Genomic DNA, 23,114 nt, shown 5'->3' on the forward strand with positions numbered 1-23,114 from the left:
CTGCCCCGGCGCCGCTACGGCAGCATAGGGTAGCTCCCCGTGTTCGTCGGCGCATGCTCCGGGAGCCAGAGGACGGCCACCGCGCCCTCCGCCGGCACATGCTCCGGGGCGCCCGCCGGACGTACGTTGCGGAAGGTCAGGCGGGCGCCGAGGACCCGGGCCTGACCTGCCGCGATCGTCAGGCCGAGGCCGTGGCCGTGGCCGGAGCGGTCGCTGCTGCCGGTGCGGAAGCGGCTGGGGCCGTCGGCGAGCAGGTCCTCGGGGAAACCGGGGCCGTGGTCGCGGACCCGGATGACCCGGCCCTCGACGCTGACCTCGATCGGCGGCCTGCCGTGCCTGGCCGCGTTCGCCAGCAGGTTGAACAGCACTCGCTCCAGGCGCCGCGGGTCGGTCGTGACCTCCGACTCGTGGATGACCCGCACCTCGATGGCGGGATCCTTCGCCGCCACCCGTCGGCTGACGAACTCGCCCAGCATGATGCCCTGCAGCTCGGCCCGCTCCGAGGCGCTGTCCAGGCGGGCCACCTCCAGGACGTCCTCGACGAGCGTGCGCATGGCCTTCGCCCGGTCCAGGACCAGCTCGGTGGGCCGGCCGGGCGGCAGCAGTTCGGCCGCCGTCAGCAGACCGGTCACCGGCGTGCGCAGCTCGTGCGCGATGTCCGCGGTGACCCGGCGCTCCGCCTCCAGCCGCTGCTGCAGCGCGTCCGCCATGGCGTCCACCGCGCTCGCCAGGTCGTCGGTCTCGTCCCGTACGACACCCCCGATGGCGTCCCGCACCCGCACGTCCGGCTCCCCGCTCGCGACCTGGTTCGCCGCGGCCGCCGCCTTGCGCAGCCGGCGCGACAGCTGCCCGCCGATGAGCACGCCGAGCGCGCTGCCGCCGAGGACGACCGAGATGGAGCCGATGATCATGGCCTGGTCGAGGCGGTTGAGGATGTGACCGCTGCGGTCGGTGAAGCCGCTGCGCAGCGACAGCACATGCCCGTTGTTGAGCGGTACGGCCGCCCAGATGTCCGGCGCGCCGCTCGGCGTGTCGGTCACGTACGTCGCCCGCCGGCCCTCCTCGACCTTCTCCCGCAGCGCCGCCGGCAGCTCCGGGTCGTCGATCGTGGCGTTGGGGAAGTTCAGCCGCTTGGACTGCTCGTAGCTGCGCTGGGCGATCTGGATGCGCTCGTCGGCGAGGTCGCGCGCGCTGTCCAGCATCGAGACCCGGGCCTGGTTGTGCACGACCAGGCTCAGCACGACCGCCACGAGCGCGCCGACCAGCGCGATCGCCGCGCTCAGCTTCCACCTCAGGCCCGTACGAATGGCGACCCGGCCGCCCATGCGTCTGCTCGCGCGCCTGCCCGTACGGCCGATCATGGCCTGGCCCGCGATGTCCGCCGAGTCCGTGAGGCTCGCGTGCCCGGCGCCGGACGCGGCCGGGTGTCGAAAGGTCCCCCTCATGCCCGCCCCGCTCAGGCCTTCAACTTGTAGCCGAAGCCGCGGACCGTCTCGATGCGGTCCTGGCCGATCTTCGTACGCAGTCGCTGCACATGGACGTCGACGACGCGGGTGTCGCCGCCCCAGCCGTAGTCCCACACGCGCTCCAGCAGCTTGTCCCGCGACAGCACCGTGCCCGGCGCGGAGGAGAACTCCAGCAGCAGCCGCATCTCGGTCGGCGTGAGCGCCACCGGCTGCCCGTCCCTGCGCACCTCCATGCCCTCGGTGTCGACCTCCAGATCGCCGAAGGCCAGCACCCCGCCGCTGGCCGCCGATCCGGCGCCGTCCGCCCGCTCATCACGGCCGGCGTGCCCGAAGCGGCGCAGCACGGCGCGGATCCGCGCGACCAGCACGGCACCGTCGAACGGCTTGGTGACGTAGTCGTCCGCGCCCGCCTCCAGGCCCAGCACCACGTCGATCGAGTCCGCGCGCGCCGACAGCATGATCACCGGCACGGTCGACTCGTCGCGGATACGGCGGCACAGGCTGACGCCGTCCAGGCCCGGGACCATGACGTCCAGCAACGCGATGTCCGGCCGGTCCGCCCGGAACGCCTCCAGGCCCGACAGCCCGTCGGGCATGGCGGTGACCGCGAAGCCGTCCCGCTCCAGGGCGAGCTGGGTGGCCTCGCGGATGACGTCGTCGTCCTCGACGAACAGAACGTGGGTCTGGTCTGCCATCCCGGTGCTCTCAGTCCTCGTGTGCCGTGTGCCGTATGCCGTGTGTACTTGGAGGTGCGTCGTGTGTGTCCACTTGGGGGACGCGTGGAGCGTCCGATGCGTTCACCGCTGTCGCGGACGGCCCTCAGCTGTCGGGCGCCGCCGACTCGTCACCGCCACCGAGGGTGCCGTAGTCGGTGCGCCAGCGGTGCTTCTGGACGAAGCGGTCGGAGGTCCACAGGTATTGGATCACGTACTCGCTGGACGGGTTCGACAGCGCGTCGTCCTTGGCGTACACCTGCTTGGTCACCACCAGCAGGCCGCGGTCGATCTCCGCGTAGACCGGCGGCTCCTCGGTCTTGAACACATTGCGGTAGGCGCCGCGCTGCTCGCGGTACACATACGAGGCGACCCCGACCTGATCGCTGCAGGACAGGACGTTGACCACGATGTCGTCCGCCGGTCCGCCGGTCAGGTCGCCGTAGGACACGTCGACGGGATAGTCGTCGGACACGCACGGCTTCAGCTCGCGCTTGACCTCCGCCGAGACCGCGGGGTCCGCCTTGACCAGCCGGACGGCCTCCCCCGGATCCGGGGTAGCCGAGGCGGAGGGCGATGCGGCGAGCGACGCCGAGACGGCCGAGCCGCCCGCCGCGTCGTGCGCCGGTCCCTCGTCGCGGGCGCCGGTGCCGCCGGTGGCGCACGCGGAGGCGAAAAGGGCGAGGGCGACGACCACGGCCACCGCCGTGAACGCCGCCTGCAAGGTTCCCCGGGCGGGTGCGGGCCCGGGGCGCTCGGGGCCCACGTCCTCGGAATCCCCGTCCGTGTCCCTGTCACCCTTGTCCGTGTGCCCGGTCCTGCCCGGGTGCCCGGTGCCGCCCGCTGTGGTGCCTAGGCCGCGCAACGCTCCCGCTCCTCACGCTCCAGCGCGCGTGCGTCCAGATCGCGGCTCTCCAGCTCCTCGCGGAGCCGGGCGAGCGCCCGGTGCAGCGTGCTCTTGACCGTTCCGGCCGACATGCCGAGGGCGGCGGCCGTCTCCTCCGTGGACATCTGCTCCCAGTGTCGCAGCACCACGACACTGCGCTGCTTCGGTGCCAGCACCTTCATGATGTCCATCAGCAGGGCGCGGTCGGCGTGCTGCTCGGTGGAGTCCTCGACCGAGGCGTCCGGGAGCTGCTCGGTGGGCACCTCCTCCAGCTTGCGGGCCCGCCACCACTCGGTGCGCGTGTTGATCATGACGCGGCGCAGGTAGGCGTCCGCGAGCCGCTTGTCCGCGATGCCGTCCCAGCGGTGGTACGTCCGCACCAGCGCCGTCTGCAGCAGGTCCTGGGCGTCCACCGGGTCCGGGACCAGTCGGCGGGCGCTGCGCAGCAGCGCGTCCTGCCGGGTGCGGACGTACTCCTCGAACTCGAGCACCTCTCCCTGCGCCATGTTGACCGCCTCCGATTCCCCGTGTCCGGCCGGCCCGTTCGCCGTCGGTCTCACTGCCTGTGGTTCGTAGTCGTCCCCGCTTGTCGGGTACGGAAATGAAGCTACGGAGGCGTTGTCACGGCGCTGTCCGAAGCAGCCTGCGGCTAGCGCTCGGCTGTCCGTCGGTTGTGTAACGGAATCAGGAAAGGGGTAAAACGGTCGATCGATTGGAGCAGGTATGGGGTGATTTGGTGGGGTGATGGCGGTGCAGTAGCCATGCGGCCGCTGTGTGTCGTGTGTTGCAGAGGGCCTACGGCTGTGATGTGACTGTGCGTCAGGCCGACTCGCGGGCCAGGGCGGGCATCAGGTCAGCGGCAGTCGGTACATCCCGCCCGGCAGCGGCTCCACCAGACCGTCCGCGACAAGGCCGTCCAGGGCACGGGCGCGCTGCACCGGCTCGTGCCACACCCGGTCGAGGGCCGCCTGCGGGACGGGCGTGTGCGCCTCGCGGAGCACGGCGAGCAGCTTGCCGCGCACCTGGCGGTCGGTGCCGGCGTACGTCTGGCCGCGGCGCGGCGGGCCGTCGTGCTCGGGCTTGCCCGCGAGCTGCCAGGCGCACAGTGCGGCGATCGGGCAGCGGTGACACGACTCGTTCTTCGCGGTGCACACCAGCGCGCCGAGTTCCATGGAGGCGGCGGCCCAGCGGGCGGCGGTGCGCTCGTCGTCGGGGAGCAGGGTGCGGGCGAGCTTGCGCTCGGCGGCGGTGGTGGCGTTCGGCGGGTACTGCACGCCGGTGACGGCGCGGGCGAAGACCCGGCGGACGTTGGTGTCCAGGACGGGGTGCCGCTGGCCGTACGCGAAGGAGGCCACCGCGGCCGCCGTGTACTCGCCGATGCCGGGCAGCGCGAGGAGCTGGGCGTGGTCGGTCGGTACGTCCCCGCCGTGCCGTTCCGCTATGGCGACGGCGGCGCCGTGCAGCCGCAGCGCGCGGCGCGGGTAGCCGAGCCGGCCCCAGGCACGCACGGCCTCGCCGGGGGCCTCCTTGGCCAGGTCGGCCGGGCGGGGCCAGCGGGCGAGCCACTGTTCGTAGATGGGCAGGACGCGGTTCACGGGCGTCTGCTGCAGCATGAACTCACTGACCATCACCCCCCAGGGCCCGGCCTCGGGGCGCCGCCAGGGGAGGTCGCGGGCGTTCTCGTCGAACCAGTCGATGACGGTTTCCTGCAGAGGCAGGGCGAGGGGGGCGTCCGAGCCGGCGTCGGCGCGGTGGCTGTGCGGGGGTTTCGTGGGCGCAGTCATGGCCTTCCGATCCTGCCATGCCGGTGGCGGTCGGGTGGGTAGGTGCGGGTGCCGGTGCGTTGTGGCTGCTGGTTGTGGTGAGTTGCGGTGGGTTGCGGTTCCCCGGGCCTGGGGCGCAAAGAGCGCATCGCACCTGACGATCGGCAGCAGTGGCTCCCCGCCAGCCGCTTGTAGCGTCGGGCGGATGGAACGTCCTCGCACATGGCGGGCCTGCCTCTGCTGGGCTGCCCTCGCGTCGCCCGCGCTCACGGCCGACCGTCTCGGGATGAACGAGCCGCGTGCCGTGTGGCAGCAGGTGGCCGGGCTGGTCGTGCTCGCCGCCGCGGTCGCCGGGGCCCGGCGACACCCCTTGGTGGCCTTCGGGCTGACGGCCGTACTGAGTCTGGCCGCCGCGCCCGCCCTGTTCACCGTCTCCTACGGCCCGGCGCTCGGCGTCTTCGCGCTGCTGCTCGGTCTGCGCGCGGACCGGGTGCGCCCGGCGGCGGTCGTCTTCGGGGCCGTCGGCTGTCTCGGTGCGGCGAGGATCGCGCTCCTCGGGGTCGATCCGGCGCCGGAATGGGTGGTGCTGACGGGCACGTTGCTCTTCGGCTGTGTGTTCCCCTGGCTCGGTGGCCGCTACTGGCGGCAGAGCCGTGAGCTGGCCGAGGCCGGCTGGACGCGGGCCGCGCGGCTGGAGGGCGAGCAGCGCATCGCCGAGGAGCGGGCCCGGCTGCGCGAACGGGCCCGGATCGCCCAGGACATGCACGACTCCCTGGGCCACGAGCTGAGCCTGATCGCCCTGCGCGCGGGCGCCCTCCAGGTCGCCCCCGACCTCCCGGACCACCACCGCACCGCCGCCGCCGACCTGCGCGCGGCCGCCGCCGACGCCACCGACCGGCTGCACCGCATCATCGGCGTCCTGCGGGAGGAGAACGAGCCGCTCTCGCTGACTCCGCCGGGGGAGACCGTCGAGCAACTCGTGGCACGCGCCGCCGAGTCGGGGCTGCCGGTGCGGTGGGAGACGGTCCACTCCCCGCCGGAACCGGGCGGGGTCGCCGAGCGAGTCCTGTACCGGGTGGTCCGCGAGGCGCTGACCAACGCGGCCCGGCACGCGCCGGGTGCCGAGGTCACCGTGGCAGCGGCCAAGGAAAGGGAAGCCGACGGTACGACGGTCACGGTGACGAGCGGACGGGGCTCGTCGGTCACGCCGACCCGCTCCGGCGGCACCGGCCTGCAATCCCTCCGCGCCGCCGTCACCGCCGTCGACGGCGACTTCGAGGCCGGTCCGTACGGGGACGGCTTCCGGGTGCGGGCGTACGTCCCCGAGCAGGCTGTCGCTACGACGGTACGGCCGACGCCGACCCCGGCCCCGCACACCGCGCCCTTCACCCAGGCGCGCCGTCGTATCGCCCTCGCCCTCGTGGGTGCGGCCGGCGCGGGCGTCGTACTCGTCGGCGGAGGGTTCGCCTGGTACGCGTACACGGAGACGCACTCGGTGCTGTCGCCCGCGGCCTACGCCGAGCTGCGGCTCGGGGCGTCGGCCCACGACCTCGCTCACGTCCTGCCGGATCGCACCGTGCGCGACGCGCCCGTGGAGCGCGCGCCGGTGCCGCCCCCGAAGGACGGCGACTGCCGCTACTACCGCGCGAGTGGCGAACTCCTCGTCTCCGTCGACCACTTCAGACTCTGCTTCGACGACGACGAACGGCTGGTCGCCAAGGACGTGATCCCCAGAGCCGGCCTGTCCCAACGCCGCTCCGCAGATGAGGAGTTCGTACGGTGATCCGCGTACTGCTGGCCGACGACGAGGCGATGGTGCGGGCCGGTGTGCGCGCCATCCTGGCGAGTGGTGGTGAGACCGAGGTCGTCGCGGAGGCGGGTGACGGGCGCGAGGCGGTCGAGCTGGCCCGGGCGCACCGGCCGGACGTGGCCCTGCTGGACATCCGTATGCCCCGCCTGGACGGGCTCGCGGCGGCCGAGGAGATCGTACGGACCGTCCCCGGCACAGCCGTGGCGATGCTCACCACTTTCTCCGAACAGGCCTACGTGGCCCGTGCGCTCGGCGGCGGCGCCACCGGCTTCCTGCTGAAGTCCGGGGACCCGTACGAACTGATCGCCGGCGTACGGGCGGTGGCGGGCGGCGCGGCCTTTCTGTCGCCGAAGGTGGCGCGGTACGTCATCGACGGCCTGGGCGGCAGCGACGGGCGACTCGGCCGCGAGGCCACCGCACGCGCGCGCGTGGCCGAGCTCAGCCCGCGTGAGCGCGAGGTGCTCGGGCTCGTCGGCGCGGGCCTGTCCAACCCGGAGATCGCCGCCCGGCTGCACCTCGTCGAGGGCACGGTGAAGGCGTATGTGAGCGCGGTGCTCGACCGGTTGGGGGTGCGCAATCGGGTACAGGCGGCGATCGTGGCGTACGAGGCGGGGATGGTGGAGTAGCCGCGAGGAAGTGCCGTGAGGTTCAACGGCGATACGGCTGTCCGGACCGCGCCCGCCTGGTCAACCACCGCACGAACGCCGGTGCGGCCGCCGCGCGCATCGCCTCCGCCAGCCGCGTCGCCGGGCCGGTGGCCAGTCGTACGGCCGTCATCGCGACCAGCGCGCCAAGGGCGAGGCCCGCGGCGACGTCGTGCGGGTAGTGCACGCCGACGAGGACGCGGGAGAAGGCCATGAGAAGGGCCAGGGGTGCCGTCAGCCACAGGAGTGCGCGCCTGGTCAGGGCCAGGGTGACGGCGGCGGCGCCCGCGATGGTGGCGTGGTTGCTGGGGAAGGACCAGTCGCCGGGCGGCGGGCAGGTGCTGAGCGGGGTGACTGCTTCCGGGACCGCCCGGCACGGACGCTCCTGCGTGACAACGGACTTGAGGAGCTCACTGCAGAGGTACGCCGTGGCCGTGGCCAGAGGTGCAAGGGCCGCGATCGCGAACGTCCGGGTGGTGTCGCGCCGCGCTCGCCACCAGGTGGTGACGAACAGCGCGGCGAACAGCAGCAGTCCGGCCTCCGTCCATATCTCGGCGGTGTGCTGTACCCACGTTGGGGTGTCCTGGGCGAAGTCGGTGATGTCCCGGTAGAGCTCGGCGTCCTCGAAGTCCATGGTCACGGACCGTAGGCGGCGGGCCGATACCGTCACATCCTGCGATCGTCAGGTGCCGCACCCGACGGAAGACAGGGGTGGGGTGGTCGTCGCGGAGTGGTTGCCGAGCGGGCTTCCGGGATGATGATCCGGAAAAGTTGCGGCCTTCGGCGGCGGGTGGAGCAAGGAGACGCACCGATCTCTCGTACAGTTTGCGCCGTGGGATCTCTGCGCAATCCTGTCGGGCCGCTTCCCTCCTCCATCTACTGGCGACGGAGGGTCGTCATGCTGTCCGTGGTCGCCGTGTTGGCGCTGCTGACCACCTGGGTGCTCACCTCGGGGGGCGGAGGCGGCAAGAACAACGCGGGCGGATCCGACGGCAAGAATCCCGAGCCCTCGACGATCACGCCGGGCCCGTCGACTTCGGGGCCGGCGATCAGTCAAGCGCCGGGCGGGCGGGACGAGTCGCCCGGCGGCGGGGACTCTGGCGGGTCGGGCTCCGGTGACGGCTCCGGCACGGGGACCGGGGACGACGGTTCCGACGGCTCCGGCGGGTCGGACGACTCGGGCAGCGGATCCGCGGGTGGCGGCTCGGGGACCGGCGTCGGCGTGGACGACACGGTCGCTGCGGGCTCCACGCTGACCGACTGCATCGCGGGCGCGGTGAAGTTGACGGTGAGCAGCCTCCACAACGCGTACGAGCCCGGCCGGACGCCCGCCCTGCTGCTGACCGCGACGAACACCTCCAGCTACGACTGCAAGATCGATCTCGGCCCGAAGAACTCGGTGGTGACGATCACTCAGGCGGGAGCCGAGGACGACTTCTGGTCCTCCGCCGACTGCCCCAAGGTCTCCGGAAGCCTGGTGTTCCGGGTGCCCGCCGGTTCGAAGATCACGTACACGGTGAAGTGGGACCGCCAGGCGAGCGCTCCGCAGTGCGCGACGCCCGCCGCGGGGTCGGCCGAGGCGGGGACGTATCTGGTGGAGGCCAAGACGCCCGGGTTCGGGACGGCGCAGACGTCGTTCGTGCTGGAGAACGACTGAGCGCTCCGCCGGGAGATCCGCGACGGGGCCGTCGGCTGTCTACTGGATGTACCGGCGCCGACTAGACGTACCGCTCCAGGATCCAGCTAGACGTACCGCTCCAGGATCGAGCTCTCGGCCAGTCGCGACAGCCCCTCCCGCACGCTCCGCGCCCGGGCCTCGCCCACGCCGTCCACGGTCTGCAGGTCGTCCACGCTCGCCGCGAGCAGCTTCTGCAGGCCGCCGAAGTGCTCCACCAGGCGGTCGATGATCGCGCCGGGCAGCCTCGGCACCTTCGCCAGGAGGCGGAAGCCGCGCGGGGAGACCGCCGAGTCCAGCGCCTCCGGGGATCCCGTGTAGCCCAATGCCCTCGCCACGGTGGCAAGTTCGAGGAGCTCGGCGTGGGTGAGGGCGTCCAGCTCGTACAGGGCCTCGTCGACCGTGCGGGAACGCTTGGCCGTCGGCTCGGGGACGTAGTCGCGCACCACGAGCTCGCGCTCGGGCTCCACGCCCGCGATCAACTCGTCCAGCTGGAGCGCCAGAAGGCGGCCGTCCGTGCCCAGCTCCACCACGTACTCGGCGATCTCGGTCGCGATACGGCGGACCATCTCCAGTCGCTGGGCGACCGCGGAGACGTCGCGGACCGTCACCAGGTCCTCGATCTCCAGTGCTGACAACGTTCCCGCGACCTCGTCGAGGCGGAGCTTGTAGCGCTCCAGGGTCGCCAGGGCCTGGTTGGCGCGGGAGAGGATCGCCGCCGAGTCCTCCAGGACGCGGCGCTGACCGTCGACGTACAGCGCGATGAGCCGCATCGACTGGGAGACCGACACCACCGGGAAGCCGACCTGCTTGCTGACCCGGTCCGCCGTGCGGTGCCGGGTGCCCGTCTCCTCCGTCGGGATCGTCGCGTCAGGCACGAACTGCACGCCCGCCCGCAGGATCTTCGACAGGTCGGACGACAGCACGATGCCGCCGTCGAGCTTGCACAGCTCCCGCAGCCGGGTCGCCGCGAACTCGACATCCAGGACGAATCCGCCCGTACACATCGTCTCTACGGTCTTGTCGAAGCCGAGCACGATGAGCCCGCCGGTGTTGCCGCGGAGCACTCGCTCCAGTCCGTCGCGCAGGGCCGTGCCGGGAGCCACCGCGCTCAGCGAGGCGCGCATCAGGCCATCGGAACCGGCACTCCCACCGGACTTTCCGGGAGCTGCTCCCCGGTCGTTGGCTGCCACTGCACTCCTCCGGTCGCAGGTTCTGGGGCGCTCCCGTTTCGCACACTTGGTTCGTACGGACGGGCGAGACCAGGGCAAAGTCTACCGGCGGTCCTCCTCGTCCCGTGGGGCCTCTCGCCGACGCGAGCGCGGAAGGACCCGGAGGGCGTCCCCTATGTCGGCCACTTCCAGCACCTTCATGCCCGCAGGGATCTTGCCCGGGTCGCCCGGCACGAGCGCGTGCGTGAAGCCCAGGCGGTGCGCCTCGGCGAGCCTGCGCTGCACGCCCGTCACCCGTCTGACCTCGCCCGCGAGGCCCACCTCGCCGATCGCGACGAGGTTCTTGGGCAGGGGGGTGTCGCTGGCGGCGGAGGCCAGCGCGAGGGCGACGGCGAGGTCCGCCGCGGGCTCCGAGAGCTTCACTCCGCCGACCGTCGCGGAGTAGATGTCCCGCTTGCCGAGCGCACTGATCCGCCCGCGCTGCTCCAGCACGGCCAGCATCATCGAGACGCGGGACGTCTCCAGGCCGGATGTCGTGCGGCGGGGGGAGGGGATCTGCGAGTCGACCGTGAGCGCCTGGACCTCGGCCACCAGGGGGCGGCGGCCCTCCAGGGTCACCGTCAGGCAAGTGCCCGGGACCGGTTCGGCACGACGGGTCAGGAAAAGTCCGCTTGGGTCGGCAAGGCCCACGATGCCCTCATCGTGCAGTTCGAAGCAGCCGACCTCGTCCGTCGCGCCGTAGCGGTTCTTGACGCCCCGTACGAGCCGCAGACGCGCGTGCCGGTCGCCCTCGAAGCTGAGCACCACGTCCACGAGGTGCTCCAGGAGGCGAGGTCCGGCGATGGCGCCGTCCTTGGTGACGTGTCCCACAAGGAGCGTGGACATCCCGCGCTCCTTGGACGCCCGGATCAGGGCGCCGGCGACCTCGCGGACCTGTGCCATGCCGCCGGGCGCGCCGTCGATCTCCGGGGAGGCCACGGTCTGTACGGAGTCGAGGATGAGCAGCGACGGCTTCACCGCGTCCAAGTGGCCCAGCACGGCGGCCAGATCGGTCTCGGCGGCGAGATAGAGATGGTCGTCGATGGCGCCGATGCGGTCGGCGCGCAGGCGCACCTGGCTCGCCGACTCCTCACCGGTGACATAGAGCGTGGGGTGCGCGTCGCTCGCCGACTTGGCCGCCACGTCGAGCAGGAGCGTGGACTTGCCGACGCCGGGTTCGCCCGCGAGGAGCACCACCGCGCCGGGCACCAGTCCGCCGCCGAGCACGCGGTCCAGCTCGGGCACGCCGGTGGACCGCGCGGTGGCCTGCCGGCCGTCGACCTGCCCGATGGGCACCGCGGACGTCGTCACCCGCCCCGGCGTCGTCGTACGGACCGCGGGCGCGCCGTACTCCTCGACCGTCCCCCACGCCTGGCACTCGGGGCAGCGGCCGAGCCACTTGGCCGTCTGCCAGCCGCACTCCGTGCAGCGGTAGGACGGGCGGTCCTTCGTGGTCTTGGTACGGGCAGCCATGCGAAGAACCGTAACCGAGCCCACTGACAACGCCGTACGGCTGCGTGGACAGCGCCGCTTCGTCATGCACAAACCACGGAATTCGGCGTTCCTGTCCTCTATTGAGGGATCGTTTCACCCGTATGGATTAAAAGAGCTCAAGCAGGGAGAAGGCGCCACTTCCGGCCCCCTACGGTCCACCAATGATGAGCAGCAGTCCGGAGACCTCGACCCGCACCACCGGCGCCCATCGAGCGCACCGGGAGGCGCGTGACCGGGCGGCGGCGCGTACGTTGGCGCAGCGGCCGCCCGCGCGCTACGAGCCGTACCTGGACGGGCTGTTCACCTACTGCCTGTCCGTCCTGTGCGACCACGACGCCGCGACCGCCGCCCTCGGCGACGTCCTCGCGCTCGCCGAGCGGCGCGGCCAGCGGGTGCCGCAGGCCGCCGCGGACCGCCGGCCCTGGCTGTACGCGCTGGCCCGCTGGGCATGCCTGCGCAAGCTGGCCGAGGCCAAGCAGAAACGTCCGGGCAGCCATGCGGCGAGCCGGCCCGGCGCCCATCGGCAGGCGGGAGCGCAGGCCGCCGGCCCGCCCGTCGCGGAGGAGGTCCAGGAGCAGCGGCGCCGCGAACTCGCCCTGCTCGCCTGGCCGGAGGCCGCCGGCACCACCCCGGAGCAGCGCGAGGCCCTCGAACTCGCCGTACGCCACCACCTCGCCGCACACGAGGTCGCCGCCGTCCTCGGCATGGACCTGGCCGCCGCCCGCGAACTGCTCGCCTCCGCCGCCTGCGAGGTCGAGCGCACGCGCGCGGCCCTCGCCGTCGTCGAGACCGGCACCTGTCCGAGCGTCGCCCGGCTCACCGGTGACAACCAGCTCGTGCTCGGCACGGCCCTGCGCCGCGAGCTCGTCCGGCACGTCGACGACTGCCCGCGCTGCCGCCGTACCGCCGAGCGCGCGATCCCCGGCCGGTGGCCCGGCGCGGCCGTCACCCCCGCCGAACTGCCCGTCCTGGAGGCACCCCGCGCGGCCCTGCACGTGGCCCTGGCGCACCACCCGCGCGCGCGGGGCGCTGCCGTGCCGCGCTTCGACCGGCGTGGCTTCCCGATGGACCCGAAGGACCGTGCCGCCCGCAGGGACCGGCTACGCGCGCGTGCCGTCACGACGACCGTCGTCGCCACCGTCGTCGCCGCCCCGGTCCTCGCCCTGTGGGCCGCCTACCGGTCCACCCCGACCGGCGAGGGAGTCGACGGCCACTCGGCCAGCGCGAGCGAGGCGCACGGCCCCGGCACCCTCGACGGGGAGACCGCGGACGGCGGCTATGAGAACGCCGGCAGCGCGAGCGCCAAGCGCGGCGACCGTTTCGGTGATCGCGCCAGACCCGATGTCTCCGTGGAGGTCATCAGCGTCGGAGGCGCGCGCGGGGCGGGCGCCGGGCAGCTGGAGGTGTCGGCCGGCAACAGCGGTGACACCACGCTCGTCACCCTCACGGCGACGGGGCGCGCGCCGGTGCGATGGTCCGCGACCACCGGTGCGCACTGGCTCTATCTGAGTCAGTCGACGGGAACGCTGGCGCCCGGCGAGTCGTTGACGATCAAGGTGTACGTCGACCATCTGCGCGAGCCGTCCGGGTACTGGAGCGCGCGCGTGGCGATCTCACCCGCCGGCGCTCTCGTCTCCATCGAGGGCTACGGCACCGCCCCCAGCCCGTCCGACCCAGGTCACGGCCCGGGCCCGGACCCGTACCCCACCGACCCCACCCATCCCGGCGATCCGACCGACCCCGGGACGCCCGGCAGCCCGCCGTCGTCCACCGGGCCCGATCCGGCGCCGACGACCTCGGCTCCGCCCGACCCCACGCCCAGCGAGCCGCCGCCCTCGTCGCCCGATCCGTCACCCACGGCCGGCGAGCCGTCGCCGTCGGGCCCGTCAGGTCCGTCCGGCCCATCCGGTCCGGGGGACTCGCCGCCGCCGCCCAGCGGCAGCGGCGATCCGAGCCCGTCGACGTCGTAGTACGCCGGTCGCCGGTCGGTCTCCCGACCGAGGTCCCCGCCGACGTCCCGGCCGACCTGCTAGCCGACAGGATCCGCCGGATGCGGTGCCAGCAACGGCAGCTGGGACGCCAGCCGTGCCTCGCACAACTCGACCAGGCGGTCGTAGCCCGCCTTGCCCATCAGCTCGATCAGCTCGGGCCGGTAGGACACGTACACCGGGTCACCGGCGCCGTGCGCCGAGGTCGCCGAGGTGCACCACCAGTGCAGGTCGTGGCCGCCCGGGCCCCAGCCGCGGCGGTCGTACTCACCGATCGACACCTGCAGCACGCGCGTGTCGTCGGGCCGGTCGATCCAGTCGTACGTCCGCCGCACCGGCAGCTGCCAGCAGACGTCCGGCTTGGTCTCCAGCGGCTCGCGGCCCTCCTTCAGGGCGAGGATGTGCAGCGAGCAGCCCGCGCCGCCCGCGAAACCGGGGCGGTTCTGGAAGATGCACGAGCCGTTGTAGGGGCGCGTCTGGCGGTCGCCGTCCTCGTCCTCCGAGATCCAGCCGTGCTCCGTGCCCTCGTCGTGGTGCTGCCAGATCTCCGGCGTGAGCCTCGCCACATGTTCGGCGACGCGCTTCTCGTCGTCCTCGTCCGAGAAGTGCGCGCCCAGCGTGCAGCAGCCGTCGTCCGCGCGGCCTGCCTGGATGCCCTGGCAGCCGCTGCCGAAGATGCAGTTCCAACGGGAGGTCAGCCATGTCAGATCACAGCGGAAGATCTGCTCGTCGTCCGCCGGATCAGGGAACTCCACCCATGCGCGCGCGAAGTCGAGCCCCTTCTCGTCCGGTTCAGGGGAGTCGCTCTTCGGCTTCTTGGGCTTGGTTGCTGCCTTCGCCTGCGAAGAACCCCGGGAGGAACCCTTCGAGGAATCCTTGGGAGATTTGTCCATCTTTTCGTTCTTCGCCTTTTTCGTCTTTGGCACGGGACCAGGGTACGGCGTCCGCGGCCGCGCCTTCGAGGACGGAGGACCGCCCAGGTGGCAGTAGCGTTCCGTACATGAGACTCGGTGTCCTCGACGTGGGATCGAACACTGTGCATCTGCTGGTGGTGGATGCACACCCTGGCGCGCGCCCGTTGCCTGCGCACTCACACAAGGCGGAGCTGCGCCTTGCCCAACTCCTCGACGACAGCGGGGCCATCGGTCCCGAGGGGGTCGACAAACTGATCGGCGTCGTCCACGAGGCGTTGCAGGCCGCCGAGGACAAGGGTGTCGAGGAGGTACTGCCCTTCGCGACCTCCGCGGTGCGGGAGGCCAGCAACGCCGATGACGTCCTCGCGCGCGTGAAGGCTGAGACCGGGGTTGAGCTGCAGGTTCTCAGTGGTGCGGAGGAGGCTCGGCTGACGTTTCTCGCCGCGCGGCGGTGGTTCGGGTGGTCGGCCGGGAAGCTGTTGGTGCTGGACATCGGGGGCGGCAGCCTCGAGATCGCGTACGGCATCGACGAGGAGCCGGATGCGGCGGTGTCGTTGCCGTTGGGTGCGGGGCGGCTCACGGCCGGCTGGCTGCCGGGGGATCCGCCCGATCCTGAGGACATACGGGCGCTGCGGCGGCATGCCCGGGCCCAGATCGCCCGTACGGTCGGCGAATTCAGCCGCTTCGGGGCTCCTGATCATGTGGTCGCCACGTCGAAGACGTTCAAGCAGCTTGCCCGCCTCGCCGGCGCGGCCCGCTCCGCGGAGGGCGTGTACGTCCAGCGCGAGCTGAAGCGGGAGTCCTTGGAGGGCTGGGTTCCGCAGCTGGCGGGCATGACGGTCGCCGAGCGCGCGGAACTGCCGGGCGTCTCGGAGGGACGCGCGGGGCAGCTGCTCGCGGGGGCGTTGGTGGCTGAGGGGGCGATGGATCTGTTCGGGGTGGAGACGCTGGAGATCTGTCCTTGGGCGTTGCGGGAGGGCGTGATCTTGCGGAGGTTGGATCACTTGTCGGTGGGGTGACGGGGCCTTCGGCGGTGGGGCGGGGGTGCCTGCGGCGGCCTGTGCGGGTGGGGTGGGGTTCGCGTAGCGCGTGCGGGTGTGTTGTGGGGCGGGGACGTGCCGGGGGGTGTCCGTCCTCGGTCCGGCGGCTCGGTTGCGCAGGAGGTGCTGTGTGTTGACGCCGGCCGCTGCGGGCGGACACCCCCGGCACGTCCCCTTCCCGCCGTACGCGGCTGCGGGTACGTAGGGCTACGCCTCACAAGGCCGCACTCGCTTTCCAGCGCCGGTCGGCATCACTCAGCCGGTCCGGCGTTTGAGGACGAGGCCCGTTCAGGGCCGATGGGGGTCCAGGGGGGGCGGAGCCCCCTGGCGGGGTGGAAGGGGCGGAGTCCCTTCAGGATGGGACGGGTAGGGGCGGCGGGGGCGAAAAGCCGACCGCAGCCACCCGCGCAACCGCGTGAACCCCACCACACCACCCGCCCGCGCCCCCGCTCCAGCCGTCCGGCATATGACCAGTTCGCGCCCCTGGCCGATTGCAGACCCCCGTGGTGGTCGGGCCGGCATCGGTTCCCCGGCGTTCGTTGGCGCCCCGTACTCTGTCCCTCGTGGCAGAACCAGTGGTGCGCATCCCGGATGCGAAGGTCGCCCTGTCGACGGCCTCGGTCTATCCGGAGTCGACGGCGACGGCCTTCGAGATCGCCGCGCGCCTCGGGTACGACGGTGTCGAGGTCATGGTGTGGACCGACCCGGTCAGCCAGGACATGGAGGCGCTGCGCCGGCTCAGTGACTACCACCAGATCCCGATCCTCGCCGTACACGCCCCTTGTCTGCTGATCACCCAGCGCGTGTGGTCCACCGACCCCTGGACCAAGCTCCAGCGGGCCCAGGCGGCCGCCGAGAAGCTGGGGGCCTCCACGGTCGTCGTCCACCCGCCGTTCCGCTGGCAGCGCCAGTACGCCCGAGACTTCGTGGCCGGTATCTGGCGGATGGCGAACGAGACGGATGTGCGGTTCGCCGTCGAGAACATGTACCCCTGGCGCTACCGCGACCGCGAGATGCTCGCGTACGCCCCCGACTGGGACGTGACGAAGGACGACTACCGGCACTTCACGATCGACCTCAGCCACACCGCCACGGCCCGCAGCGACGCGCTGCAGATGATCGATCGCATGGGAGACCGGCTGGGGCACGTGCACCTCGCGGACGGCAGGGGGTCGGCCAAGGACGAGCACCTCGTCCCGGGCCGCGGCAACCAGCCCTGCGCCCAGGTGCTGGAGCGTCTCGCCCTGTCCGGCTTCGACGGCCACGTCGTCATCGAGGTCAACACCCGCCGCGCGATGTCCAGTGCCGAACGCGAGGCCGATCTCGCCGAGGCCCTCGCCTTCACGCGGCTGCATCTGGCCTCGTCGGTGAAGGTGTCCCGACCGTGACCGACGCCACCTCGGGGCGGGGAGGGGTGAGCTCCCGACGCCGGGGCCGGCCCCCTCGTACGGAATCCGCCGACACCCGCGACCGCATCCTGGACGCGGCCCGCGAGGAGTTCTCCGAGCGGGGGTACGAGAAGACGTCCGTGCGCGGCATCGCCAAGGCGGCCGGGGTGGACTCGGCCCTCGTGCACCACTACTTCGGCACCAAGGAGCAGGTCTTCGAGGCGGCCGTGGAGGTCGCCTTCGCGCCCGCCCTCAAGGTGCGGGACGCGGTGCTCGAAGGGCCCCTCGACGGCGTCGGCGAGCGCATGACCCGCACCATCTTCGGGCTCTGGGAGAACCCCGTGACCCGCAAGCCGCTGCTCGCGATCGTCCGGTCGGCGGTCAACAACGAGGCCGCGGCCACCGTGTTCCGGCGGCTGGTCTCCGCTCAGCTGCTGCGCCGCATCGCCGGGGAGATCGACGCCCCGGACGCGGAACTGCGTGCCGAGCTCGCGGCCGCGCAGCTGGTGGGCATCGCGATGATGCGGTACGTCATCAAGATCGAGCCGATCGCGTCGGCGGACCCGGAGCAGATCATCGCGCGCGTGGCGCCGGTGGTGCAGGGGCATCTCACCGGACGCTACGCCGCCGACGGGTGAGTCACCCGCCTGCTCCACGAGACATTCATCCCGTATTCCGGACACCTCGTCCCGACCTCTGGATGACCGGCGTACGCTCGTTAGCAGTCAGAAGTCTCTGATCGCAGTCTTTGCAGTCCTGAAGGAGCGAGCGACGATGCCCGAGCTGAGGTCCCGCACAGTCACCCACGGTCGCAACATGGCGGGCGCCCGCGCCCTTATGCGCGCCTCTGGTGTACCCGGTGCGGACATCGGCCGGAAGCCGATCATCGCGGTGGCGAACTCCTTCACCGAGTTCGTGCCCGGCCACACCCACCTCCAGCCCGTCGGCCGGATCGTCAGCGAGGCGATCACGGAGGCCGGCGGCATCCCGCGCGAGTTCAACACGATCGCCGTCGACGACGGCATCGCCATGGGCCACGGCGGCATGCTCTACTCCCTGCCCTCCCGCGACCTCATCGCGGACAGCGTGGAGTACATGGTCGAGGCCCACTGCGCCGACGCCCTGATCTGCATCTCCAACTGCGACAAGATCACCCCGGGCATGCTGAACGCCGCCCTGCGGCTGAACATCCCCACGGTCTTCGTCTCCGGCGGCCCGATGGAGTCCGGACGCGCCACTCTCGTGGACGGTACGGTCCGTACGCTCGACCTGGTCGACGCGATCTCCGACGCCGTGAACGACAAGATCTCGGACGAGGACATCCTCCGTATCGAGGAGAACGCCTGTCCGACGTGCGGCTCCTGTTCCGGCATGTTCACCGCCAACTCGATGAACTGCCTGACCGAGGCCATCGGCCTGTCCCTGCCCGGCAACGGCTCGGTGCTCGCCACGCACACGGCCCGCAAAGCCCTGTACGAGGACGCGGCCCGCACGGTCATGGACATCACCCGCCGCTATTACGAGCAGGACGACGAGACGGTCCTGCCGCGCAACGTCGCCACCTTCGCGGCGTTCGAGAACGCCATGGCCCTCGACATCGCGATGGGCGGCTCCACCAACACGATCCTGCACCTGCTGGCCGCCGCCCAGGAGGCGGAGGTTCCGTTCGGTCTGGAGCAGATCGACGCGGTCAGCCGCCGGGTCCCGTGCCTGGCGAAGGTCGCGCCCAACGTCGCCAAGGACCGCACGTACTACATGGAGGACGTGCACCGCGCCGGCGGTATCCCGGCGCTGCTGGGCGAGCTGCACCGCGCCGGCCTGCTGAACGAGGACGTGCACGCCGTTCACAGCCCGTCCCTGGGGGACTGGCTGAAGACCTGGGACGTGCGGGGCGGGTCGCCTTCCCCCGAGGCCGTCGAGCTGTGGCACGCCGCCCCCGGCTGTGTCCGCTCGGCCGAGGCCTTCTCGCAGTCCGAGCGCTGGGAGGCGCTCGACGAGGACGCCGAGGGCGGCTGCATCCGCAGCGCCGAGCACGCGTACTCCAAGGACGGCGGCCTGGCGGTCCTCCGGGGCAACCTCGCCGTGGACGGCTGCGTGGTGAAGACCGCGGGTGTGGACGAGTCCATCTGGACCTTCGAGGGTCCGGCGGTCGTCTGCGAGTCGCAGGAAGAAGCCGTCGAGAAGATCCTCAACAAGCAGGTGACCGACGGGGACGTCGTGGTCATCCGCTACGAGGGCCCCAAGGGCGGCCCCGGCATGCAGGAGATGCTCTACCCGACGTCCTTCCTCAAGGGCCGCGGCCTCGGCAAGACCTGCGCCCTGATCACCGACGGCCGTTTCTCCGGCGGTACGTCCGGCCTGTCCATCGGCCACGCCTCCCCGGAGGCCGCGTCCGGCGGCACGATCGCCCTCGTCGAGGACGGCGACCGTATCCGCATCGACATCCCGAATCGCTCGATCGAGTTGCTGGTCGACGAGGCGGAACTCGCCCGCCGTGAGCAGGCGTTGAACGGGGCGTACGCCCCGAAGAACCGCGAACGCAAGGTCTCGGCGGCGCTGCGGGCCTACGCCGCGATGGCGACCAGCGCCGACAAGGGCGCGGTGCGGGACGTCAGCAAGCTGGGCTGACCTTCACGTCGAAGGGCCGCCTCCTGCTGGTGCGGGGGCGGCCCTTTTGCTGTGCACATTCGCGGAGCCTGTTCGACGCGCCTTTCGCGTACGGCGTCACCAAGCTGCGGGGTCGTGGCCGTCGACGGCGAAGACGGTGCCGTCGGGCGCGCTCGCGTAGACGTGGCCGTCGGCGAACACGGGCTCGGGCAGGTCGGCCGCCACCCGGTCCGAGTTCGGGCCGAGCCGGGGCGGCGTCTGGCCCAGGAGCCGGCCGTCGCGGGCATCCACCGCGAGCAGCCGGCCGTCGGGGGCCGTGACGTACACATGCCGGCCGTCGGCGACCGGCGATGACGTGCGCAACAGGGACGTCTCCAGGGTCCACAGCTGCCTGCGCGCCTCCATGTCGACGGCGACCAGCGAACCGTCGCCGGCCACGAGATAGACGACGTCCCCGTGCACGGTGCCGCGTGCCTGCAGGAGCGGGAGGGGCAGAGTCACGCGCCGCGAGGTCCGGTCGGTGGGGGAGTAGCGGACCACGGCCTTCGTGTCGCTGTAGATCCCCTCTATGGAGGTGAAGAAGGCCGACCCGTCCGACGTACCGATGAGCTCCAGCGCTCCCTTCAGCCGGGCGTCCCAGCGCACGTCACCCGTGGCCGGGTCCACCGCGGTGACCCGGGTGCTCGAATCGTCGTCGGAGGTGGTCGTCGTGTACGCCAGTGGATCTCCGGCGAAGGACACGAAGAACGGCGCCCGGTGACCCGGTAGGGCGCGGCTCCACTTCGTGTCGCCCGAGGCGCCGTCCACGCCGGTGACGGTGCCGTCGGCGCCGGTGAGCAGCAGCATGCCGCCGGCTGTCACAGGTCCGCTGTGCGCGGGCATGTTCTGCTGCCAACGCGCCTTGCCGGTCGCGGGATCGAGTGCCTCCAGCCGGTTGCCCTGCCCGGACGACGGGTGCACGAGGCCGCCCGCCACGGTCGGTGCTCCGTCCACGTGCGACGTGTCGACCGGGTGCCGCCACAGCAGTCGGCCGTCCAGCGGGTCGAGCGCGAAGACGAGCCCGGTCTGGGCGCACAGCACCTTTCCCGCACCGTACGAACACTGGGGCGTGCCCTTCGTGGGCGCCGGTGCCGCCGCCCATGCGCCGAAAGCGGCCGACGCGGTCCGCGGGCTCTCGTGCTCCGGCGTCGGGTCGCCACCGCCGAGAAGCTGCACGGAGGCCAGAGCGACAACCGCGGTAAGCCCGATGGCCCCGGCCCCCAGAGCCAGCAGTCTGCCCCGGCGCCTTCCGGGGGGCGGCTTCCCGGGCTGCTTCTCCCCGACACGCGCCCCTCGCGCCGCCTGCGGCTCTTGGCCGAGCCCCTGACCGAGCTTCGGATCGAGCCCCTGACCGAGCTCCGGATCAGGCTCCGGCTTGGGCGGCGCTGCGCCGGCCCCGGCCCGCTGCGCCGGAATGAACGCCTGCGTGTCGTACGACGCCGCCACCGACCGCAGTTCCCGCATCAACTCGTCGGGCGTGGGCCGGTCCTCGGGCTCCTTGGCCAGACAGCGCACCACGAGCGGAGCGAGATTCCCCGGTACGCCGGTCAGGTCCGGCTCGTCATGGACGACCTGGTAGGCGACGACGTACGGACTGTCCGAATCGAACGGCCCTCGTCCCGTCGCCGCGTGCACCAACACGGACCCGAGCGCGAAGATGTCGGCGGCCGGTCCGACCTCCCGTGGCCGCCGGAACTGCTCGGGCGCCATGAAGGGCGGCGTACCGATCAACTTCCCCGTCTCGGTGCGCAGTTCGCTGTCCTTTGGCCGAGAGATGCCGAAGTCGATGACCTTCGGACCGTCATCGGCGAGCAGCACATTGCTCGGCTTCAGATCCCGGTGCACGACGCCCACCCGGTGAATGTCGCGCAGCGCCTCCGCCAGTCCGGCCATCAGCCGCCGCAACTGCGCCGGGTCCATCGGCCCGTTCCGCTTCACCTGGTCGGCAAGCGTCGGGCCGGGTATGAACAGCGTGGCCATCCAGGGCCGTTCGGCCTCCGGATCGGCGTCGACCACGGGCGCGGTGAAGGCACCGCTCACCCTGCGCGCCGCGCCCACCTCCTGCCGGAACCGCCCCCTGAACTCGGGATCCCTCGCGAACTCGGCATGTACGACCTTCACCGCGAGCTGCATGCCCGAAGTGCTCCGCGCCAGATGTACGACGCCCATGCCCCCGGACCCCAGGCGCGACTCCAGACGGTAGTGACCGGCGTACTCCGGAAGTTCCGCTTCCGCGCCCGCTCCGGCGTCCTGCTGTGGCGCCATGGGACCACCCCCGTGCTGTTCGTCCGCGCGCGCGACGCTCGGAGCCTAGTCGATGACTCGTACGAGACAGAGGCGGCTTGCTAGCCTCCGTGTTCCAAACACGCACATGTGTGCGTGGCGTGATTTAGGGGAATCAACGGGGCCCCATGGCTGTCATGGGGATCAACGGGGGAGGTTTTCATGTCTGCAGACCGCGCTGAAGAGGTCAGAAGAGCCGAAGAGATCGACGGCGGCGGCGAAGAGACCGTCACAACGACTGCGGCTACGGCCACTCTGGCGACGACCACGGCGTTGCGCTACTACTCGGTCGCCCCTGGCGTCCGCCTGAACGTCCGCCGGGGCCCCGGCACCGGCTACGCCCTCGTCCGCGTGCTGCCTGAGGGCGCCAAGATCCCGATCTACTGCCAGACGCCCGGCACCACGGTGGCAGGCCCCTACGGCACGTCGAACATCTGGGACAACATCGACGACGGCGAGTTCGTCTCGGACGCCTACGTGAACACCGGCAGCGACGGCTACGTCCGCCCACGCTGCTCCTTCTGATCCGACCTGCGATCGGACCCCTGAGCTGATCTCCGATCCGCTCTCTGATCTGATCTGATCTCCGATCCGCTCTCTGGTCCGGTTCACCGGAACCCGTACGGAGCCCGCGGCCACGCCGGAGCCATAATCGACGCGTGAGCGAGAAGAACGGCACCCCGGCCACCCCCGCGGGCTCCACGGGCCCCCGCCCCGAGCCCTTGCGCTTCTTCGGCACGACCTGGGTCGACCACGCCAACGGCTACACCGCCCGCCGTATCGCGGTAGCCGTCGGCTCCCTCGCCACCACGGCCGCCTCCTGCCTGGTCCTGCGCTTCGCCTACCAGGGGCTCCAGATCGCCGAGGTCGGCAGCTTCGTCGCCGTCCTGGTGGTCGTGATGTTCGCGGTGTGCAGCGCCCTCGCCTTCCGCCACACCTGGGACGCCTTCACCAAGCGCCCCGACCCCGACCGCCAGGCCTCCCTCCGCGGCCTGCTGGCCATCGGCTTCGTCGGCTCGCTCCTCGCCTACTCCTTCCGATCCCTCACCGAGGCCCCCGGCGAGAAACTCCACCGCCAGGAATACGAGGCGGCACGCCAACAACACGAGACCCGCACGACCCGCCGCACAGGCAACCCGGCAAAGAAGCGCCGCCGCGCGTAGCCAGAGACGCACCGACGACACCTGGCCGGT

General features: G+C 71.9%; 20 protein-coding genes. 10 read left to right on the forward strand and 10 right to left on the reverse strand.

Translation table 11 applies throughout. The annotated features are described in order from the left end of the window. Positions 1-14 precede the first annotated feature (14 nt). The 5 genes from cseC to PBV52_RS27630 form a co-directional block, all read right to left on the reverse strand. A complete protein-coding gene (gene cseC / locus PBV52_RS27610) occupies positions 15-1,568 on the reverse strand; it encodes a two-component system sensor histidine kinase CseC (protein WP_274249622.1) in 1,554 nt (517 codons plus the stop codon). Next, positions 1,457-2,161, reverse strand: a complete 705-nt coding sequence (gene cseB / locus PBV52_RS27615) for a two-component system response regulator CseB (RefSeq protein WP_274241789.1) — start codon at positions 2,159-2,161, stop codon at positions 1,457-1,459. The genes cseC and cseB overlap by 112 nt, the downstream gene beginning before the upstream one ends. A gap of 124 nt (positions 2,162-2,285) precedes the next feature. Then, entirely contained in the window at positions 2,286-2,945 is a 660-nt protein-coding gene (locus PBV52_RS27620) for a hypothetical protein (protein ID WP_274249624.1), read from the reverse strand. Between the two features lie 86 nt (positions 2,946-3,031). Beyond that, positions 3,032-3,571 (reverse strand): SigE family RNA polymerase sigma factor, encoded by a 540-nt coding sequence (locus tag PBV52_RS27625; protein WP_030961701.1) that lies wholly within the window; start codon positions 3,569-3,571, stop codon positions 3,032-3,034. A 342-nt stretch (positions 3,572-3,913) separates the two neighbouring features. After that, complete coding sequence (locus PBV52_RS27630; protein WP_274241790.1) at positions 3,914-4,849, reverse strand: A/G-specific adenine glycosylase; 936 nt, start codon at positions 4,847-4,849, stop codon at positions 3,914-3,916. A 265-nt stretch (positions 4,850-5,114) separates the two neighbouring features. Between PBV52_RS27630 and PBV52_RS27635 the strand changes: the two genes are divergently transcribed. Both PBV52_RS27635 and PBV52_RS27640 read left to right on the forward strand, forming a co-directional pair. Next, complete coding sequence (locus PBV52_RS27635) at positions 5,115-6,611, forward strand: sensor histidine kinase (RefSeq protein WP_274241792.1); 1,497 nt, start codon at positions 5,115-5,117, stop codon at positions 6,609-6,611. Continuing rightward, positions 6,608-7,264: a response regulator transcription factor gene (locus PBV52_RS27640; protein ID WP_274241793.1), complete on the forward strand. Its 657-nt coding sequence runs from the start codon at positions 6,608-6,610 to the stop codon at positions 7,262-7,264. The genes PBV52_RS27635 and PBV52_RS27640 overlap by 4 nt, the downstream gene beginning before the upstream one ends. A gap of 22 nt (positions 7,265-7,286) precedes the next feature. On the opposite strand, the gene PBV52_RS27645 is transcribed toward PBV52_RS27640, so the two are convergent. Continuing rightward, positions 7,287-7,916 carry a phosphatase PAP2 family protein gene (locus tag PBV52_RS27645; protein WP_274241794.1) on the reverse strand — a complete coding sequence of 210 codons (630 nt, stop codon included), beginning with the start codon at positions 7,914-7,916 and terminating at the stop codon, positions 7,287-7,289. A 198-nt stretch (positions 7,917-8,114) separates the two neighbouring features. On the opposite strand from PBV52_RS27645, the gene PBV52_RS27650 reads away from it, so the two are divergent. Continuing rightward, positions 8,115-8,939 carry a hypothetical protein gene (locus tag PBV52_RS27650; protein WP_274241796.1) on the forward strand — a complete coding sequence of 275 codons (825 nt, stop codon included), beginning with the start codon at positions 8,115-8,117 and terminating at the stop codon, positions 8,937-8,939. A gap of 86 nt (positions 8,940-9,025) precedes the next feature. On the opposite strand, the gene disA is transcribed toward PBV52_RS27650, so the two are convergent. Next, entirely contained in the window at positions 9,026-10,150 is a 1,125-nt protein-coding gene (gene disA, locus PBV52_RS27655; RefSeq protein ID WP_128433552.1) for a DNA integrity scanning diadenylate cyclase DisA, read from the reverse strand. A gap of 81 nt (positions 10,151-10,231) precedes the next feature. After that, the gene (gene radA, locus PBV52_RS27660) at positions 10,232-11,641 is read right to left on the reverse strand and encodes a DNA repair protein RadA (RefSeq protein ID WP_274241798.1); all 1,410 of its coding nucleotides are present in this window, start codon (positions 11,639-11,641) and stop codon (positions 10,232-10,234) included. Between the two features lie 182 nt (positions 11,642-11,823). On the opposite strand from radA, the gene PBV52_RS27665 reads away from it, so the two are divergent. Further along, on the forward strand, positions 11,824-13,632 hold the full coding sequence (locus PBV52_RS27665; RefSeq protein WP_274241800.1) for a hypothetical protein: 1,809 nt from the start codon (positions 11,824-11,826) through the stop codon (positions 13,630-13,632). Between the two features lie 59 nt (positions 13,633-13,691). Here PBV52_RS27665 and PBV52_RS27670 read toward each other — a convergent pair whose 3' ends face one another. Further along, positions 13,692-14,576 (reverse strand): hypothetical protein, encoded by an 885-nt coding sequence (locus PBV52_RS27670; protein ID WP_274241801.1) that lies wholly within the window; start codon positions 14,574-14,576, stop codon positions 13,692-13,694. A gap of 74 nt (positions 14,577-14,650) precedes the next feature. Here PBV52_RS27670 and PBV52_RS27675 point away from each other — a divergent pair, with 74 nt between their 5' ends. The 4 genes from PBV52_RS27675 (at position 14,651) to ilvD (ending at position 19,620) form a co-directional block, all read left to right on the forward strand. Then, positions 14,651-15,583 carry a Ppx/GppA phosphatase family protein gene (locus tag PBV52_RS27675; RefSeq protein ID WP_274241802.1) on the forward strand — a complete coding sequence of 311 codons (933 nt, stop codon included), beginning with the start codon at positions 14,651-14,653 and terminating at the stop codon, positions 15,581-15,583. Between the two features lie 584 nt (positions 15,584-16,167). Continuing rightward, positions 16,168-16,992 (forward strand): sugar phosphate isomerase/epimerase, encoded by an 825-nt coding sequence (locus PBV52_RS27680; RefSeq protein ID WP_274241804.1) that lies wholly within the window; start codon positions 16,168-16,170, stop codon positions 16,990-16,992. Further along, positions 16,989-17,630, forward strand: coding sequence for a TetR/AcrR family transcriptional regulator (locus tag PBV52_RS27685; protein WP_274241806.1), 642 nt, complete (start codon positions 16,989-16,991; stop codon positions 17,628-17,630). Before PBV52_RS27680 ends, PBV52_RS27685 begins: the two co-directional genes overlap by 4 nt. A 136-nt stretch (positions 17,631-17,766) precedes the next feature. Then, positions 17,767-19,620: a dihydroxy-acid dehydratase gene (ilvD, locus tag PBV52_RS27690; RefSeq protein ID WP_274241807.1), complete on the forward strand. Its 1,854-nt coding sequence runs from the start codon at positions 17,767-17,769 to the stop codon at positions 19,618-19,620. Between the two features lie 96 nt (positions 19,621-19,716). Here ilvD and PBV52_RS27695 read toward each other — a convergent pair whose 3' ends face one another. Continuing rightward, positions 19,717-21,903: a serine/threonine-protein kinase gene (locus PBV52_RS27695; RefSeq protein ID WP_274241808.1), complete on the reverse strand. Its 2,187-nt coding sequence runs from the start codon at positions 21,901-21,903 to the stop codon at positions 19,717-19,719. A gap of 180 nt (positions 21,904-22,083) precedes the next feature. On the opposite strand from PBV52_RS27695, the gene PBV52_RS27700 reads away from it, so the two are divergent. After that, entirely contained in the window at positions 22,084-22,446 is a 363-nt protein-coding gene (locus tag PBV52_RS27700; protein ID WP_274241809.1) for an SH3 domain-containing protein, read from the forward strand. A gap of 134 nt (positions 22,447-22,580) precedes the next feature. Beyond that, complete coding sequence (locus tag PBV52_RS27705) at positions 22,581-23,084, forward strand: EamA/RhaT family transporter (RefSeq protein WP_274241810.1); 504 nt, start codon at positions 22,581-22,583, stop codon at positions 23,082-23,084. Positions 23,085-23,114 lie beyond the last annotated feature (30 nt).

Origin of the sequence: Streptomyces sp. T12 (assembly GCF_028736035.1) — a bacterium.
In the GTDB taxonomy this organism is placed as follows: Bacteria; Actinomycetota; Actinomycetes; order Streptomycetales; family Streptomycetaceae; genus Streptomyces.

Bases quoted from the DNA above. Each gene is read 5' to 3' on its own strand.
- cseB (WP_274241789.1), bottom strand. From the start codon at position 2,161: ATGGCAGACCAGACCCACGTTCTGTTCGTCGAGGACGACGACGTCATC.
- PBV52_RS27625 (WP_030961701.1), bottom strand. From the start codon at position 3,571: ATGGCGCAGGGAGAGGTGCTCGAGTTCGAGGAGTACGTCCGCACCCGG.
- PBV52_RS27630 (WP_274241790.1), bottom strand. From the start codon at position 4,849: ATGACTGCGCCCACGAAACCCCCGCACAGCCACCGCGCCGACGCCGGC.
- PBV52_RS27635 (WP_274241792.1), top strand. From the start codon at position 5,115: ATGAACGAGCCGCGTGCCGTGTGGCAGCAGGTGGCCGGGCTGGTCGTG.
- PBV52_RS27645 (WP_274241794.1), bottom strand. From the start codon at position 7,916: ATGGACTTCGAGGACGCCGAGCTCTACCGGGACATCACCGACTTCGCC.
- radA (WP_274241798.1), bottom strand. From the start codon at position 11,641: ATGGCTGCCCGTACCAAGACCACGAAGGACCGCCCGTCCTACCGCTGC.
- PBV52_RS27665 (WP_274241800.1), top strand. From the start codon at position 11,824: ATGATGAGCAGCAGTCCGGAGACCTCGACCCGCACCACCGGCGCCCAT.
- PBV52_RS27675 (WP_274241802.1), top strand. From the start codon at position 14,651: ATGAGACTCGGTGTCCTCGACGTGGGATCGAACACTGTGCATCTGCTG.
- ilvD (WP_274241807.1), top strand. From the start codon at position 17,767: ATGCCCGAGCTGAGGTCCCGCACAGTCACCCACGGTCGCAACATGGCG.
- PBV52_RS27695 (WP_274241808.1), bottom strand. From the start codon at position 21,903: ATGGCGCCACAGCAGGACGCCGGAGCGGGCGCGGAAGCGGAACTTCCG.
- PBV52_RS27700 (WP_274241809.1), top strand. From the start codon at position 22,084: ATGTCTGCAGACCGCGCTGAAGAGGTCAGAAGAGCCGAAGAGATCGAC.